The sequence below is a fragment of the Vibrio bathopelagicus genome, from assembly GCF_014879975.1.
Lineage (GTDB): Bacteria > Pseudomonadota > Gammaproteobacteria > Enterobacterales > Vibrionaceae > Vibrio > Vibrio bathopelagicus.
The window spans coordinates 1,831,332-1,844,745 of sequence record NZ_CP062501.1; the positions used below are offsets into that span (position 1 = coordinate 1,831,332).

A 13,414-nucleotide genomic window follows, 5' to 3' on the forward strand; every position below is an offset into this window, starting at 1 on the left:
ATGACTAACAGGCTAGGTAACGGGCTTTTTATTGTCGATATATAACTCACTCACAAACTAACGAGCTAACGAGCTAACAGCGATGGAATGCCTTAAACACGGGACATCCCACCATAAGTCTGAGGTTGATTAGATCTTAAAAGTACTGGAAATCAGTTTAAGTGACGCTGCCAACTCCGCTTGTTCTTTAGCTGTTGCTGCAATTTGAGTCGCACCCGTCGTAGATTCTGTCGATTTCTGCTCCACAGCCATCACGTTCTGAGCAATGTCTTGAGTCACGACCGCTTGCTCTTCTGTAGCTGTCGCAATTTGTTCTGTCATGCTGAAGATCTCACTCACTGCGTTTGAAATTCCTTGCAAGGTCTGCTCAACTTCTCTTGAATCTTCTACTGCTTTCGAAGACATCTTTTTGCTGTTATCAATGACATTGAAGGCGGTTTGTACATCAGATTGCAATGAACTGATAAAACCTTCAATCTCTAACGTGGATTGTTGAGTACGTTGTGCCAGTGTTCGAACTTCATCAGCAACAACGGCAAAGCCACGCCCTTGCTCACCCGCTCGCGCTGCTTCAATCGCTGCATTCAATGCCAGTAGGTTGGTTTGTTCTGCTACCGACTTAATCACATCAATCACACTGTTAATGTTGTTGCTGCTCTCATGCAGGTGCGTGATTTTCTCAGCCAAGCCGTTAATTTCAGAAGCCAATATTTCAATAGATTGGTAAGAGTGCTGAACAATGCTCAACCCCTCTTGAGACTGCTCGTCTACCTGTTTGGCTGAACTCGCCGTTTGTTGCGTTTTCGCCGCAACCTCATTCACAGTCGCAGAAAGCTCTTCAGTGGCTGTCGCAATCAAACCGATTTGGCCTTGCTGCTCTACTAGGGTGTTAGAGTTGTACTGACATGTCTGAGCTGTCTCTTCCGCAGCTGAAGCCAATGTAAGGCTCGATTGAGATAGGTTATCGATGACTTGAGAAAACTTCTCGAGCGTTTCATTGAGTGATGATGAGATAAGCCCTAATTCACTGTTGCCAAGGTACTTTGCTCTTACTGTTAAGTCATTGTCATCACGAACGACAGAAAGCACTGAGGTTAGGTTCTTCACTCTGGTCGTTAAATCGGTAATGACCTTAAAGCTCACAAACGCCGCAAATAAAGTGATTGCAACAAACATCGCTATACTCGCGAACATCGCAGATTGAGCCTCATTCGCTTTTTTCTCAGTCAATGCAATCAGTGAATCTGCCAGCTGGTTTTCTGTTTTCTTTAGCTGAACAATACGACCTGTTGCTTGAGCGAACCAATAAACTGGGTCCACATCAAAACCACTCATTTTCGATTCAGCTAATTGGCGCAGTTTTGCGACTTCAGCAACCGAGTTGTCTTTCAACTGCTGTTCGAAAAAACGAACGTTCGCTTGATTACTCAATACTTCGAAGTTAGAGAAATAAGTATTTTGCTCAGTCACTAACGAGATGAATTTCACTAACATCCCTGGGCCAAATTCATTTTTCGAAAAAGTATTGTTTAAAACCGCACGTTCGATACCAGCACGCTCTTTACCTTGTAAGAAATTGTAGTAAGCAATGGTTTCGGTAGTGATCGCGGCATCTGAACTCAACTCTGCAATCAATGCTGATACGCTAAGCAATTTGGCATTCAACTGAGTGTAATAACCTAACGCTTCAGAAAGAGGGATAGATTGAGAGTCAACTCGACTTCGAATAGAAGAAAGCTGGTTTAGGCTATTGCTGATCTCTGTATTGAGTCGAGTGATTTGCGGCAAGGTAATATCAGCCGTCTGCCAGTATTCATTTCGCTGATCACGTCTACTATCCGCGTTGATTCTTTGTGAACGTAGCTCACCCACAAACTTAGTACCCTGCGAACCAATAAAACCCGCTGTCATTCCACGCTCTTTTTGTAGCTCATGGACAAGCTCACTGTACACAACAGAAAGGCGCGTAAGTTGGTTTAATGAGGACATTTCACTGGTGGTTTCTACGCCTTTTGAAATAGCGGAGACACTAAGCCAAAGAAACCCCAAAATCGGTAATATAAGCAAAGCGACTATTTTTTGCTTAAAAGACATATCAGTTAATTTCATTTTCAATCCCTAGCAGCTAACAAATCTTTATCAGTCATCTAATTAGGCGCGCTTCTAACAACACACACCCAATGTGTAACTATATAATTATTCAGTTTCTCAATTACCGTACACATAGTCCGGTAAGCGGAGAAACTAACATTTAACCTTACAAAATTCATTGGATTATCAATAAAATTGTTAGCTAATCGACTTAACTTTACAAAAAATACGTGCAACAACATTTTTCCGACGCAAGTGACTGAAAATTGACAGTTTTTACACACTACTAAAGAGGTAGGAAATCGCTAATAATGTACTCCGTAGCCACTATATATCCAGCACCAACTATGTATAATGCCGGGCTCGTAAAGTTAAGAATTCAATTAACGTAGAAGCATAATCAGAGGTTTTATGAACTGTCCCGCTTGCGAAGAACACATCGGATGGGAATGGGTGGAAGAAGAAGCAATCGAACCCAATGAAGAGTTCGATTGTCCTGAGTGTAAGGAAGCTTTGATGTATACCATCGATGAAGGCACCTACTACGGCGCACAGCATAAAACCGTGGAAGTGGTCGATAATTAACAGCCAACGCTAGTTTAAATTCAAGCCACACGAACTAGCGTAAACCCATATTTTTACTCTCTTCCAGGTAGATTAAGCCTCTTCAATTTCTGGACGGTAAGGCTCCTCTCGTAAAATATGGCTGATCAATAACTTCAGGTAGAACACAGGTAAAAACCACTCTAAGCCGACAGGTGATTCGACCACATAGAGCGATATAATTAAGCTCAGTGTATACAAGATCAAAGCAACAGGGCGTTGAAGGTAAAGTGCGGTTTTCAGTACCAAGGCACATGCCAACATCATGTACCCCCCAGTCACCACAACCCACATCAGGTTCAAATCCAAGAACAGCCAACTGAATACCGTGAGCTGGATGAAATGGATGGCGATAAAAGTCATGTGTTGCTTAAAGCCTTCCCCTTCTCTGTGGAACCAGCGCTTGGCACTTGAAGTCGCGTTGGTGATCACGCCACCCAACATATCGATAGTTAACAGAACCGCTGCTACGTATTGTCCCCAAGACCAACCCAACTCTGCATGATTGGCATACGCGGCAATAAGCGCACCCGCTATGAACGGAATGTACAGTTGCAGGTTCTTCTCTGCTGATGTCGCACCCGGACCAATAAATTTATCTAGTCCACCTAAGAAGCCCGCTCTGAATGGGGGTAGGTTCCAATCAATTCTCATAGTTACCTCGAATAATCGTCGTTTAATTTTTATTTAGAACACTTGGTCTTTTTAAATTAGATCGAAGTTTAACCACTGTAAAGAATTATTTTGACCACTTGGACTAATTTAAACTAAGATGACACTCATCAGCTGCATTAAGCTATTGCTGCGGTTGCCTAAATCGACCGAACATTCAAACATTTAGTTCCGAGGAAGACTCATGCCAAAGATCGTCGATCATGACAAAAGACGCGAAGAGATCGCACTGAAAGCCGCAGGTGTATTTTTGGAATTTGGTTATAAAGAATTGGGAATGAGACAACTGTGCTCACACCTCAACATGAGTAAAAGCGCGGTTTATCACTACTACAAAAGTAAGGACGAACTTTTCAAGGCTGCGACCGAAGCCATTGTTCGACACGATAGCGGTAACCTCGCCGACTTGCCCCTTGCTGTTGATGCTACAACCGAGCAAAAGGTTGAAAACTTCGTCCATATCTTTCAAGCGATAGAGTCACGCTACTTCCAAGAGATGAAGTTAGTCTTTGATTACATTGATGTGATTGGCCAAGACGCCGTGGCACAAGATGCCAGCATCGAGATCGCCAACAATAAGTATCAACAGCTACTGGCTCAATACATCGATGCCGAGAGTGCGGTCGAGCTGTATAGCGTCCTCATCGGCCTGCTGACCCACCAAACCCTGTGTGGTGGAAAGCTTGAACCTGAATATGTGCGTTCCGTGGCAAGCAAATACTTAACCTAACCAGTCTCTCGAAAGATTAGAACATAGCCAAACAGCATCAAGGGCTAGTTGCTTTAAGACGCTCAAGTAAGGTCGATTGGAATCAAGCTGAGCCAAACATCCCTTTACTGGAACGAGCGTTCAGCATAAAATATTGAACATATGTTCAGATTAATGAAGTAAATGTTATGGCCAAGACCGCGAAGTTCGATAGACAAGACGTAGTAGATAAAGCAACGAACCTGTATTGGGAAAAGGGCTTTCACGCGACTTCTATGCGTAACCTGCAAGACGTGATTGATATGCGTCCGGGTAGCATCTACGCGACTTTTGGCAGCAAAGAAGGGTTGTTTAAAGAGACATTGGCTCGCTATACCGAACTTGGCATCCTTAATTTGAACCGCTTCCGCAGTGAAACGGATTCTCCAATCAAAGCGCTAGAAAACTTCGTAAAACGTGCAGTTGTTGAATCAAAACAGAGTGCGCCAAACGGCATGTGTATGCTGGCAAAAACGGTCGCTGAACTGACCGATGAGCACGCAGAATTATTAGAAGAGGCGAAGAAATCACTTAAGATCATGGAAGGCGAATTCGCCAAGTTGATTGCAGAAGCACAAGAACTGGGTGAGATCAGCAAAGAGCGCGAGCCGACTCAACTAGCTCGTCATGTTCAGGTTCAAATCGCAGGCCTGCGTACCTACGCGAAAACCTGTAACGACATCGATTTGCTCAACTCAATGGTTGAAGACGTATTTAAGTACCACCCTTTTTAGCGCCTGACCTTATAGATTGGGCACAATACAAAAAGACTCCACTTTCACCTTAACAGGTCTGAGCGGAGTCTTTTTAGTTGGAAGCGATAAACTTTGCGGTTTAAGGGTTACACCTTTCTCATGATCAGCGCCTGCGCATTAAGCATCGCCTCTTTGGTGCTGACATCTAAGGTTTTCACATTCGCAAAGCGCTCGACTTCTTTAATCGCCACATCATGAGCAAAAATCACTAACCTCGCCCTATCAATGTCTTTTTGTGTAATGCGATTGCCTATTCCGTTAGCACCCTGTGTTTCGACTTTGATCCGAACCCCAAGATGATACGCCGCTTTTTCCAAAGATTTAGCCGCTAGGAAAGTGTGAGCAACACCAGACGGACAAGAAGTGATCGCGAGTACATCCGCTTGCCCTTCTTCCGTCACCGAACCACCCGCAAACTGATTAGAGCGAGCCTCACCTTCGACCACATTCTTTTTCAGCAATATTACGATTAAAGCCGTGGTAAGAGCCCCAGCGAGTGTGCCAATGATGTAGCCAATCTTGCCATCAACCACAGGCAGAACAATCCAGCCTCCCCATGGCGCATGGTTTACCACATGAAACATAAAGCCAACCACATTACCGACAATGCCACCAGCCACGACAGCAGGCAGAACACGTGCAGGATCAGCGGCAGCAAATGGAATTGCCCCTTCGCTAATGCCGATCATTCCCATGATGCCCGCCGCTTTGCCCGCTTCGCGTTCGTCTCTTTTAAACTTCTTCGGCGATATAAAAGTCGCGAGAGCCATGCCCAGTGGCGGCGTACAAATCGCAATGCCAACGCCACCCATCAACCAAGGCTGGGTATTTACCTGCGTTTGAGCAAACAACGTTGCGACCTTGTTGATTGGGCCCCCCATATCAAAGGCCGTCATCGCGCCTAAAATACTGCCGAGCACCATTTTCCCCGAACCTGCCATGCCAGTCAGCATCTGGTTCATCTCAAGCATCACTTGTGCAATCGGCGAGCCAATCACCCACATCACAGCGCCACAAGTGACGAAAGTGCCGACGAGTGGATAGATGAAGATAGAGCTCAACGAGATCATACTGTCTGGCAGTTTGATCTTCTTGAGTAGATTAACCACAAAACCGGCAAAGAAACCGACCACAATCGCGCCGAGGAAGCCGGTATTGTATTGATTCACCGCCACCCAAGAACCAATCATGCCTGGAGCTAAACCGGGTTTATCAGCCATTGAGTACGCGATGTAGCCACCTAGAACGGCAGTAAACAGCGTTAAGCCCGCGATGCCCATCTGTGCGATGTCCGCCAGAACTCCGCTCTCAGGCACAGCACCATGGCCCGAAATCATCACCGACAAAGACAACAAAACACCACCCGCGACCACAAAGGGAATCATGTGTGAGGTGCCGTATAACAAGTGCTCTTTAAGGCGATTCAGCGACTGCGCCCAAGGGCTCAGTGGCTCGACGTAAACTTCATGATGGCTTGAGGCATAACTATCGAACGATTCAGAATTGGCTTCGAGAAACAGCTCTTGAGCTTCCTCAACCGACTCGACTGCCTTTAATTTTGTAACAAAGTCATCTTCAATCAATTTGGTCGAGATCTGAGCCAGTACCTCGATATGGTGGTCGTCATTGTTGTCTGGTGAAGCGAGCATAAAAAACACATCCGACAGTTCACCGCCATCGGCACCATAATCAATGCCCGTTCGGCTGATACCTACCGCGACGGCAGGTTTAGCAACGGCGGTACTTTTCGCGTGTGGAATAGCGATACCATCGTCAAAGCCCGTGTTACCTATGGCTTCACGCTTCCAAATGTCATCAAGGAATTCACTTTTATTCGAGAGCTTACCGGCACGATCGAGTAACTCGACTAGCTCTTCAAATACCGCCTGTTTAGAGTCGGCTTGTAGTTCCAAGCAGATAATCTCGGGCTCGATAATGTCAGTGATATCCATATGTTGATCTGCCTCACCTGATTTCAGACTGAAGTAATTAGGTTCTTCCGACCTAAGTTAAAATTCGATGTTAATAGGATGAAAAGATTAGCGGTGTGAGGGCACTCAATATATAGGACGAAAGGTGCATTAACTGGATTATTGTAACCAAGAACTCAGAGTGTGACGTCCACCTTGGAATAAAAAACGCCAATCCATAAAATCCACAGAACCCATAACAATATCGCCCCTCCCCTATGCGAGCTTTCCATACTGGATTTCCCATGCAAGATAGCTTTTGCAAGGTAGCTTATGAAAGGTAATAAGGGACGACATTAAGCCGAGAATAATAATGAGAATTGTAGCGGTAACTGCGTGCCCTACAGGCATTGCGCACACCTATATGGCAGCTGATGCATTAAATAAAACTGCCCCTAAATTCAACGTTTCAATTAAAGTTGAAACACAAGGCGCTATGGGTATTGAAAACTTACTCTCTGCACAGGACATTACCCTCGCAGACAAAGTGTTGATCGTCTCTGATATCGACATTGAACAACCAAGCCGCTTCGACCCAGCTAAAACCTTATTCATTCCTATGGAAGAGGTGCTGTTAAGCGTCGACAAGGTTTTTATTAAGCATTGTCGAGCTTAAACCTTTCATGAATGAATATCAGCTTACCTTCTTCGTTGACGATCCTGCCGCGAACTCACACGTCGCGCAGCCACTTAGCCGCTTGGCTAAGAAATTCAAAAGTACCATCCGTATTATCAACATCACTCAAAACCGAACCGCCGAACTCTCCAAATCTGTCGCGATGTTACAAGTGGGTTTACTCCGAGGGGATTTGTGCCAGATTACCGCTGTGGGTATTGATGCAGAGCTCGCGTGTTTCGTTCTTAAAGACGTGATTGCCGAGCATTACGCTATGGTTGGTTCGCAAGTGAATCATGAGTTCTCCAAAGATCTAATCCAGCGCATGCCGCAGATATGTCCACCTTGTGAGATCAATTGGCATCATGCTAAAGCTCAAACCCAACTGACTAAATTTGAATGCCTAAAAGGGCTCGCTCATCTGGTGTATCCACAAGACCCGGATGAACTGATTCTGGCGTTTATTAAACGAGAAGAACGCTCCTCTACCTGCGTGTCACCGGGGATCGCACTGCCACATGTGATGTTTGAATCGACTCAAGATCTCTCGATTGCGGTCATCGTCAGCGACGACCCGATTGATTGGGCATCACGTATCGGCGAAGTACACGTTGCGATCGCTTTAGTGCTACCAACCAAGCCGCAACGAGAGCATATTGTGGCAGCTACCAACCTAACCAGAAATCTGCTTCACGATCAGGTCAACGAGCGTTTACAGAAGACCCGCAGCAGTGTCGATCTGCAAGCCCTGTTGATGTACATCTCATCTCGCCTTATTTGATTCATCAAATAGCTTGGGACTAGATAGATCCACGGTATTCGGTTGGGGTTTTTCCGGTTCGGTTTTTAAATACTCGGCAGAAGTAGTTCACGTCTTTGAAACCGCAACGAACCGACACTTCATTGAGCTTGAAGTTGTACTTCTTGAGCATGAACTTAGCGCGGTCAACTCGCACACGGGTGATGTATTCTGCTAGCGTCATGTGGCCTTGTTGACGGAACATTCGCGACAAGTGGTTCGATGAAATGCTAAAGCGCGAGGCGATGCTGTCTCGGGTGATTTGGCGGTGGAAGTTCTCTTGAATGTAGATACAAATCCCCTGATACACATCTTGTACTCGGCTGTGAGATTTTTCGACGGGCGCTTCCAACATCGCCTTGCTGTATTGCAGCAGAGCTTGCAGCAATAACTCGTCCATTGGCTGCTTATTACTCTCTCTCGCTAACGAGCTGAGCGCTTCTAGAATGTTATCAATCGCAAAACCAGAGCGAGTCTGAATACTGTGCTTTTGAATATCGTAAAACCTCTCCTCACCTTTGCGTTTGCTCACCAAACTTAAACCCAGCTGACGACGACCAAACAACATACTCAACACCGAACAGTCAGTGTCCCAATTGGGTTTATTCCAACAGTTGGGTGGGATGAAAATCGCGTCTCCGGCTTTGGCTATAACATTGGTGATCTTGCGGTCATGGCTTTCCATTTCATTAATATACTCTCCGTCTAGCACCAGCTCTAAGCGCGGAAAGTTCACCTGATAACTACACGCTGAAGGTGTATGAAAATCTCCAGCAAACCAGATGTTATGAAACGGTTCGCGCTCATTTAACACAGACGAGATTAAGTCATGAAATATCATTATACGAACTCTAGTGGGCAGCAATAAGGCTACGGGAATAGATATACCCCTTAGTGAAACATAGCGCTATTGAGCAAAATCACAATTTGAGATCTAGGTTACAAAAATCCAGTCGTGGAAATAAATCTCCAGTCACAAATCTGATATAGCACGTAATCCCCCTGAGAACCCAACACGCTACAGCCCTTATAAATAAAAGCCTAAGCTCCTCAAGATCGCTGTCAACAGTGATCGAAAAACGCACCACTAACCGATCAAAATCACACTCCATTTAGAACGCATCAATCATCCAGTAAATGCATTTTTTCTTCACTACAGAAGGTAAGCAGTAGATTCCAGAATACCCCTAACAAAATAAAAAAGAGTAGGGGTTCATTATGATCACAACATTGATCAATCAAGATTTGATTAAACTTTCGCTTAGCGCTGATTCAAAAGAAGAAGTATTCAAAGAGCTGATAGACGTGCTTTATGCACAAGGTCGAATTTCAGACAAAGCACAGTTCCTTGCCGACATTAAAGCGCGAGAAGAGCAAGGTAATACCGGGTTTGAAGAAGGCATTGCTCTACCACACGCAAAAAGCAGCGCGGTTATCAAACCCGCGGTTGTTATCGGCGTCCACAAGCAGGGCATTGAGTACGGTGCCGATGACGGCCAGCCATCAAAACTGTTCTTTATGATTGCCTCTCCCGATGGCGGCGACAACCATCACATCGAAGTACTGGCAGAGCTTTCTTCAAAACTGATTGAAGAAGGTTTTATCGAAAACTTCATGAATGCTGACTCTGAACAAGCGGCGTTAGAACTGCTGCTTACCAAACCTGAACCATCAGCAACCGAAACAAACGTTGAGAAGCAAGGCTTCATCATTGGCGTGACTGGCTGTCCTGCTGGCGTTGCACACACTTATTTAGCAGCCGAAGCACTAGAGAAAGGCGCTGCGGCTCTTGGCTACGACATCAAGGTAGAGACCAACGGTTCTATCGGGGTCAAAAACAGCCCAACTCAAGAAGAAATCGAACGTGCGGACGCTATCGTTGTTGCTTGTGACAAACAAGTCGACATGGCTCGCTTTGCTGGAAAGCGCGTTATCAAAACCAACGTAAAAGCGCCAATCAAAGACGCGCAAGGCTTGATTAAACAAGCACTCAACGCACCTAGCTACCAAGCCGAACAAACGCCGACCAATCAATCTGTTGTAGAGAAAGCATCACAAGCGCGTTCTGACCTTTATCGTTACTTGATGAATGGCGTCTCACACATGATTCCATTCGTGGTGACTGGCGGCCTTTTGATTGCCTTAGCATTGGCGATTGGCGGCGAACCAAGTGAATCCGGTATGGCAATTCCTGCTGGTAGCATGTGGAACCAAATTCTAGAAGTCGGTGTGGTTGCGTTCACCCTGATGATCCCAATCTTGGCTGGCTACATTGCTTACGCGATTGCAGACCGCCCTGCCTTAACTCCAGGTTTGATTGGCGGTTGGATTGCCAACAACGGTTCTTTCTACGGTGCTGATGCAGGTACAGGCTTCATTGGCGCAATCATCGCCGGCCTATTGGTTGGTTACTTCGTTAAGTGGATTACCTCGTTTAACTACCACAAATTCGTTCAACCGCTTGTGCCTATCATGATCGCTCCGATCACTGGCTCTCTATTCATCGCGGGTCTGTTCATCTTTGTTATCGGCGCGCCAATCGCTGGGCTGATGGATGCTCTTACTGCGCTGCTAACCAGCATGAGCACAGGCAACGTGGTTCTGCTTGGTATTGTCCTTGGTGGTATGGCCGGCTTTGATATGGGCGGTCCATTCAACAAGGTGGCGTTCCTATTCTCGGTCGGCATGATTGCCAGCGGTCAAACTCAGTTCATGGGTGCAATGGCGTGTGCTATTCCTGTCGCTCCACTAGGCATGGCTATCGCAACCAGACTTGGCCGTAAGTTCGACCTGTTCGAATCTTCTGAAATCGAAGCGGGTAAAGCAGCAGGTGCGATGGGCTTGGTGGGTATCTCTGAAGGTGCGATTCCTTTCGCGGCTCAAGACCCAATGTCGGTTATCCCTGCCAACGTACTTGGTTCAATGACTGCAGCGGTTATGGCGTTCTCATTCGGCATCACCAACAGCGTTGCTCACGGTGGTCCAGTAGTCGCTCTGCTTGGCGCAATGAACTACCCAATGCTGGCACTTCTGTGCATGGCATCAGGGGCGGGCGTGACTGCGGTTACTTGTATCGCGCTTAAAAATCTACGTAAAGCCAAGCTAACAACAGCAGCGGCTTAAGCCATTTCAACTCCAATGGCTTGAGCCCCTCTACTCTCCTTTTTAGGAACGAATAGAGCTCAAGCCATGCTTCCTTTCATGGTGATTTCGATGTCTGATTTTTCTTTAGCGAACGACTCGTTCGCACAACGCTTTTTCTACCCTATGACTAACGTCATTCAAAACTACGCATGGGGTAGCCCGTCTTCATTCAAGCAACTGTTTGGTATTGATAACCAGTCTGGCGAGCCGCAAGCGGAGATCTGGATGGGGGCTCACCCGAATGGTTGCTCAATGGTGACCGACAATGGTCAGCAAACCACGTTGTCGAACTTGATTTCTAAGAATCTAAACCTATTTCTAAGTGAGAAAGTCGCGAGTCGTTTTGGCGAGTTACCATACCTTTTTAAGGTGTTAGCGGCTGAAAAAGCGCTGTCTGTACAAGTACACCCAAACAAACAACAAGCTGAATCTGGCTATGCTCTAGAAGAGCAGCAAGGCATTCCGATGACAGCTGGCAATCGTAACTACAAGGATGCCAACCACAAACCAGAACTGGTGTATGCCCTAACCGACTACACGGCGATGAATGGTTTTAGATCAATCAGCGAGATCCTTGAGCACTTCCATTACCTCGATATTCCAGAGCTGCACTCGATGGTTAACGATCTCGCGGGCGACCAAACCCCCAATGGCTTAGCATGCTTTTTTGCGAGCTTATTGTCTTTAGAAGGCGAGCAAAAAGGAATGGCACTTACCATGTTGATCATGAAGGCTAAGCTTTCAGATAAACATGTATTCCAATTGATTTCAGAACTGGAAGCTCAATACCCAGGTGATGTCGGCTTGTTCGCTCCGCTGCTATTGAATGTGATAACCCTAAAGCCAGGGCAAGCCATGTATCTGGATGCCGAAACGCCTCACGCTTACATCAAAGGCACAGGCTTAGAAATCATGGCGAACTCAGACAATGTGTTACGTGCAGGGCTGACGCCTAAATACATGGACGTGAATGAACTGGTTTCTTGTACTCGATTTAATGAAAAGCCCGCGGATAGATTACTGCTAAGCCCGATAGAGCAAGGTGATGTGATGGAATACCAAATTCCAGTCGAGGATTTTAAGTTCTCTATCGTGCAGAATTCTCATCAGAGAAAAATCACCACCGAAGGTGCCGAGATCCTACTACCACTTGATGAATCCATGGTGCTAACCCATCAATGTGGTGAAACTTGCGTAATAGAGAAAGGCCAATCGGTGTTCATTCCAGCTTACGCAGAGAGCTACAAACTGGATTGCGTTGGACGCGTAGCGCGCGCTTACAGCTAGCTTTCTAACAACTCACAACACACTCTTCATGCCCTGCTTTGCGGGGCATTTTTGTTCCTACTGCTTTTTTGTTCCTAGAGCTCTTTTCTTCCTACAGAAAGTTATTTCAACACCGAAATACGCCATCAAATATGACCCACTTCACACTGGATGAATGATGCAAATCACACTTAATTTTGCTTGGTACAAATGTACAGTGAAGGGCTTTTATTTGCTATTTCGCGAATCGGGTTAATCCATTAATTTTAATTCAAGAACTTCAATAGTGAATGAGTTAATAAATGATCACACAGCTAACTAACGTCAACTTAATTAATAACAACCTTCAAGCGAATAATAAAAAAGAACTGTTTGAAGAATTGGCAGGCATGTTATTTGAGAACAACCGAATCAGCAATAAAGAAGCCTTCTTGGCAGACATCGAAATTCGTGAATCTCAAAGCATTACCTCGATGGACGGCATCGCTTACCCACACTCGAAAAGTAAGTCAGTAACAGAGCCAGCAATCGCTGTCGGAGTTAAGCGTGAAGGTATCGAGTATGGCGATGAAGACGGCATTAATCCAACCGTGTTTTTTATGATTGCGTCACCAGATAACGGTGCTGACCATCATATTTATGTACTACAAGAACTATTTGGAAAATTCAGTGATGACTTTATCCAAAATATCCATAACGCAAAAGATGAACATCAAATCCTTAATATTTTAATTAATTCATAAGGCGTAG

General features: G+C 45.6%; 12 protein-coding genes. 8 read left to right on the forward strand and 4 right to left on the reverse strand.

Annotation, left to right across the window (positions count from 1 at the left end):
* Window positions 1-129: 129 nt before the first annotated feature.
* Window positions 130-2,109 carry a methyl-accepting chemotaxis protein gene (locus IHV80_RS24335; protein WP_192891335.1) on the reverse strand — a complete coding sequence of 660 codons (1,980 nt, stop codon included), beginning with the start codon at window positions 2,107-2,109 and terminating at the stop codon, window positions 130-132.
* Window positions 2,110-2,502: 393 nt separating this feature from the next.
* Here IHV80_RS24335 and IHV80_RS24340 point away from each other — a divergent pair, with 393 nt between their 5' ends.
* Window positions 2,503-2,676, forward strand: a complete 174-nt coding sequence (locus tag IHV80_RS24340) for a hypothetical protein (RefSeq protein ID WP_192891336.1) — start codon at window positions 2,503-2,505, stop codon at window positions 2,674-2,676.
* 72 nt (window positions 2,677-2,748) lie between these two features.
* Here IHV80_RS24340 and IHV80_RS24345 read toward each other — a convergent pair whose 3' ends face one another.
* The gene (locus IHV80_RS24345) at window positions 2,749-3,348 is read right to left on the reverse strand and encodes a hypothetical protein (protein WP_192891337.1); all 600 of its coding nucleotides are present in this window, start codon (window positions 3,346-3,348) and stop codon (window positions 2,749-2,751) included.
* Window positions 3,349-3,550: 202 nt separating this feature from the next.
* Between IHV80_RS24345 and IHV80_RS24350 the strand changes: the two genes are divergently transcribed.
* Together IHV80_RS24350 and IHV80_RS24355 are read left to right on the forward strand one after the other, a co-directional pair.
* A complete protein-coding gene (locus IHV80_RS24350) occupies window positions 3,551-4,096 on the forward strand; it encodes a TetR/AcrR family transcriptional regulator (RefSeq protein ID WP_192891338.1) in 546 nt (181 codons plus the stop codon).
* Window positions 4,097-4,263: 167 nt separating this feature from the next.
* A complete protein-coding gene (locus IHV80_RS24355) occupies window positions 4,264-4,848 on the forward strand; it encodes a TetR/AcrR family transcriptional regulator (RefSeq protein WP_192891339.1) in 585 nt (194 codons plus the stop codon).
* A gap of 107 nt (window positions 4,849-4,955) precedes the next feature.
* Here IHV80_RS24355 and IHV80_RS24360 read toward each other — a convergent pair whose 3' ends face one another.
* Window positions 4,956-6,821, reverse strand: coding sequence for a fructose-specific PTS transporter subunit EIIC (locus IHV80_RS24360; RefSeq protein WP_192891340.1), 1,866 nt, complete (start codon window positions 6,819-6,821; stop codon window positions 4,956-4,958).
* Window positions 6,822-7,152: 331 nt separating this feature from the next.
* Here IHV80_RS24360 and IHV80_RS24365 point away from each other — a divergent pair, with 331 nt between their 5' ends.
* Window positions 7,153-7,455, forward strand: coding sequence for a PTS fructose transporter subunit IIB (locus IHV80_RS24365; protein ID WP_192891341.1), 303 nt, complete (start codon window positions 7,153-7,155; stop codon window positions 7,453-7,455).
* Between the two features lie 7 nt (window positions 7,456-7,462).
* Complete coding sequence (locus IHV80_RS24370; RefSeq protein WP_192891342.1) at window positions 7,463-8,236, forward strand: PTS sugar transporter subunit IIA; 774 nt, start codon at window positions 7,463-7,465, stop codon at window positions 8,234-8,236.
* 19 nt (window positions 8,237-8,255) lie between these two features.
* Here IHV80_RS24370 and IHV80_RS24375 read toward each other — a convergent pair whose 3' ends face one another.
* Window positions 8,256-9,095, reverse strand: coding sequence for a helix-turn-helix transcriptional regulator (locus tag IHV80_RS24375; RefSeq protein WP_192891343.1), 840 nt, complete (start codon window positions 9,093-9,095; stop codon window positions 8,256-8,258).
* A 377-nt stretch (window positions 9,096-9,472) separates the two neighbouring features.
* Here IHV80_RS24375 and IHV80_RS24380 point away from each other — a divergent pair, with 377 nt between their 5' ends.
* The 3 genes from IHV80_RS24380 (at window position 9,473) to IHV80_RS24390 (ending at window position 13,407) form a co-directional block, all read left to right on the forward strand.
* Window positions 9,473-11,377: a PTS fructose transporter subunit IIABC gene (locus IHV80_RS24380; protein WP_192891344.1), complete on the forward strand. Its 1,905-nt coding sequence runs from the start codon at window positions 9,473-9,475 to the stop codon at window positions 11,375-11,377.
* Between the two features lie 90 nt (window positions 11,378-11,467).
* Window positions 11,468-12,685, forward strand: a complete 1,218-nt coding sequence (manA, locus tag IHV80_RS24385; RefSeq protein ID WP_192891345.1) for a mannose-6-phosphate isomerase, class I — start codon at window positions 11,468-11,470, stop codon at window positions 12,683-12,685.
* A 281-nt stretch (window positions 12,686-12,966) separates the two neighbouring features.
* Window positions 12,967-13,407, forward strand: a complete 441-nt coding sequence (locus tag IHV80_RS24390) for a PTS sugar transporter subunit IIA (RefSeq protein WP_192891346.1) — start codon at window positions 12,967-12,969, stop codon at window positions 13,405-13,407.
* The last annotated feature ends 7 nt before the right edge of the window (window positions 13,408-13,414 follow it).

What these genes read in the sequence shown, in the direction of transcription:
- IHV80_RS24335 (WP_192891335.1), bottom strand. Translation starts at nt 2,109, where the DNA reads ATGAAATTAACTGATATGTCTTTTAAGCAAAAAATAGTCGCTTTGCTT.
- IHV80_RS24340 (WP_192891336.1), top strand. Translation starts at nt 2,503, where the DNA reads ATGAACTGTCCCGCTTGCGAAGAACACATCGGATGGGAATGGGTGGAA.
- IHV80_RS24345 (WP_192891337.1), bottom strand. Translation starts at nt 3,348, where the DNA reads ATGAGAATTGATTGGAACCTACCCCCATTCAGAGCGGGCTTCTTAGGT.
- IHV80_RS24350 (WP_192891338.1), top strand. Translation starts at nt 3,551, where the DNA reads ATGCCAAAGATCGTCGATCATGACAAAAGACGCGAAGAGATCGCACTG.
- IHV80_RS24355 (WP_192891339.1), top strand. Translation starts at nt 4,264, where the DNA reads ATGGCCAAGACCGCGAAGTTCGATAGACAAGACGTAGTAGATAAAGCA.
- IHV80_RS24360 (WP_192891340.1), bottom strand. Translation starts at nt 6,821, where the DNA reads ATGGATATCACTGACATTATCGAGCCCGAGATTATCTGCTTGGAACTA.
- IHV80_RS24365 (WP_192891341.1), top strand. Translation starts at nt 7,153, where the DNA reads ATGAGAATTGTAGCGGTAACTGCGTGCCCTACAGGCATTGCGCACACC.
- IHV80_RS24370 (WP_192891342.1), top strand. Translation starts at nt 7,463, where the DNA reads ATGAATGAATATCAGCTTACCTTCTTCGTTGACGATCCTGCCGCGAAC.
- IHV80_RS24375 (WP_192891343.1), bottom strand. Translation starts at nt 9,095, where the DNA reads ATGATATTTCATGACTTAATCTCGTCTGTGTTAAATGAGCGCGAACCG.
- IHV80_RS24380 (WP_192891344.1), top strand. Translation starts at nt 9,473, where the DNA reads ATGATCACAACATTGATCAATCAAGATTTGATTAAACTTTCGCTTAGC.
- manA (WP_192891345.1), top strand. Translation starts at nt 11,468, where the DNA reads ATGTCTGATTTTTCTTTAGCGAACGACTCGTTCGCACAACGCTTTTTC.
- IHV80_RS24390 (WP_192891346.1), top strand. Translation starts at nt 12,967, where the DNA reads ATGATCACACAGCTAACTAACGTCAACTTAATTAATAACAACCTTCAA.